Source organism: Mycobacterium sp., assembly GCF_049673265.1.
Lineage (GTDB): Bacteria > Actinomycetota > Actinomycetes > Mycobacteriales > Mycobacteriaceae > Mycobacterium.
This window is the reverse complement of sequence record NZ_JBATXN010000457.1, coordinates 1-2,273: the sequence shown is the minus strand read 5'-3', so window position 1 is coordinate 2,273 and position 2,273 is coordinate 1. Positions and strand designations below refer to the sequence as shown.

Below are 2,273 nucleotides of genomic sequence, written 5' to 3'. Positions count from 1 at the left end.
AGTCCGCGGGGCACCGGGGCTCTCAGCTCGTCGCGCCAGTCCTCAAGCAGCCCGGCCAGCGCCCGGTCGCCGGGATCGCCGGGGTCGGCAACATCGCCGAACTCGACCGGCTCGCGTTGGGCCAGCGAGTCGATGAACCGCTCGGTGCGGTCGACGGCGTCCAGGTTGGGCTGATCAAACGGTGTGGGAGTTAATTCAGACATAGTCTCGCCCCGCTGCGACGATCTCGGATTTCAGCCGCGCCAAGGCGCGGTGTTGGGCCACCCGCACCGCCCCGGCGGTGCTACCGACAGCGCTGGCAGTCTCCTCTGCGCTCAGACCCACGACGACCCGCAGGATCAGGATTTCGCGTTGCTTGTCGGGCAGAACCTTGAGCAGTTCGTCCATCCTGCTGATCGAGTCGGCCTCGAGGGCCGCCCGCTCGGGACCGGTCTCGGCCGAAGTGCGTTCGGGGATAGAACCGGTGGGATAGGACATGTCGCGGCCGGCTGCGCGAAAAGCGTCGGCCACCTTGTGCGCGGCGATGCCGTACACGAAGGCCAGGAACGGGCGGCCGCGGTCGCAGTAACGCGGCAGCGCCATGACGGCAGCCAAACACACCTCCTGTGCCACATCATCAGCCGAGAGGCCGCTCCGCTCGACGCTGCCGATGCGCGCGCGGCAGTATCGGATCACGATCGGGCGGATCGTCTCCAGCACTTTTCGAAGGGCGTCCCGATCACCCCCGACCGCCTCAGCGACAACAGCGTCGAGACGTTCCTCTTGGGTTGACATCGACGGCAACATCTCCAACGTTACGAACCGGGCTTCGCCCGGCGCGGCGGCAACACTAAAACAATAACGACCTGCCCGGTCAGCGGTGGCGTTAGCGCGGAGCCCAGGCTCCGCCCCAGTGCTCCACCTGGCGTGCGCACTCGTCGCGCAGGTCACGCAGCTCGTCGCTCCGGCTGGTCGGGCTTCCGATGTCGACCAGCAGGCAGGCCACCGCCCACCGCAACGGCACCAGGCCCAACCGACCGGTGAGTTCCAGCGTCCTTGCCCCGACAGTCCGGGCCCGGTCGACGGCACCGGAGCTGCACAGCGCGGCGGCCAAAACCACGTCGCTTTTAGCGCGGTGCCGGGCAGCGACCGTGGTCGAGGCCAGCTCGACGGCGACCTCTGCGTTGCGCACCGCGGCAGCACCATCGCCGGCCGCCATCGCCAGCTCCGCGGCGACCCACGCGCCGCGTATCGACAGCCGGTCCTGCTGCGCTTCCGCCACTATCGGTTCTGCCCGGCTCAGCAACGTCGCCGCGGCGGCCATCCGGCCGACGCCGAGCGCGTCGGCCGCCAGCCCGATCAACGCGTCGGCGGCGGCCTCGGGGTCGGCGCCGGCCAGTGCCAACGCTCGTCCATCCCAGCCGCGGGCCAGCCGGTGCCAGCCCAGCTGTCGCAGAAACGAGGCCTGGGTGCTGTGCGCCAGCGAGGCCAGCCGATCGCCCGGCGCACTGCGCAGGAGCGCCGCGAGGTCGCGGCAAGCGCTGCCGTAGCGGCCCTGCCCGCCGGCGCCGACCGCGCGTAGCCATAGCTGACCCGGCGTGCCCGCCAAGGGCAGTGGCCAGCGCTCGGGCTGATTCCCGAAGGCGGTAGCGGCAAGGTCGGACTCGATTGTCGGACCATAAGTCATAGAGATCACTGGCGTGCAGTAGTTAAAACTTCATGCTCTGCGAGTTACACCGGTATTAAATCTAACGCTGATCATATTTATGAGGATTTCCCGTGCGACAGCTGCGAGCTGGGACATTGCGAGATAACACCCTGTCATCATGCATGCCGAGGCCAGCAGACTCATCGCGTCGATGAACTCGCGGTAAATTGTCAACCCGCCGTTGGGCATTCGGCCGACCGCAGCGTGTTGACGAAATTTCTGTAGGCCCCCTACCTTTAAGGCCGACGAGTAGTCACCGACGACCCGCTCGATTCAAGAACATGGGCGTGTAGAGAGGGACTTCAATGCCACAGCCGGAGCAGCTACCAGGCCCCAACGCGGATATTTGGGACTGGCAATTACACGGCCTTTGCCGCGGGGTGGATTCGTCGGTGTTCTTTCATCCGGACGGCGAGCGCGGTCGTGCCCGCATGCAGCGTGAGCGGCGCGCCAAGGAGATGTGCCGCGCCTGCCCAGTGATGGCACAGTGCCGCACGCATGCCCTGGAAGTTGCCGAGCCATACGGCATCTGGGGCGGCCTGTCGGAAACCGAGCGCGAGCTACTGCTCAAGCGTGACATCGGCAG

General features: G+C 67.0%; 4 protein-coding genes. 1 reads left to right on the top strand and 3 read right to left on the bottom strand.

The window, feature by feature from the left end; genetic code table 11:
* From WBF82_RS15970 to WBF82_RS15960, 3 genes are all read right to left on the bottom strand, one after another.
* Window positions 1-203 (bottom strand): anti-sigma-D factor RsdA (locus tag WBF82_RS15970; protein ID WP_424383960.1); only part of this gene is annotated, 203 nt, incomplete at its 3' end.
* Window positions 196-774: a sigma-70 family RNA polymerase sigma factor gene (locus WBF82_RS15965; RefSeq protein ID WP_424383959.1), complete on the bottom strand. Its 579-nt coding sequence runs from the start codon at window positions 772-774 to the stop codon at window positions 196-198. The genes WBF82_RS15965 and WBF82_RS15970, both read right to left, overlap by 8 nt.
* 91 nt (window positions 775-865) lie before the next feature.
* Window positions 866-1,666 (bottom strand): hypothetical protein, encoded by an 801-nt coding sequence (locus tag WBF82_RS15960; protein WP_424383958.1) that lies wholly within the window; start codon window positions 1,664-1,666, stop codon window positions 866-868.
* Between the two features lie 326 nt (window positions 1,667-1,992).
* Between WBF82_RS15960 and WBF82_RS15955 the strand changes: the two genes are divergently transcribed.
* The coding region (locus tag WBF82_RS15955; RefSeq protein ID WP_424383957.1) for a WhiB family transcriptional regulator at window positions 1,993-2,273 on the top strand (281 nt) is incomplete at its 3' end.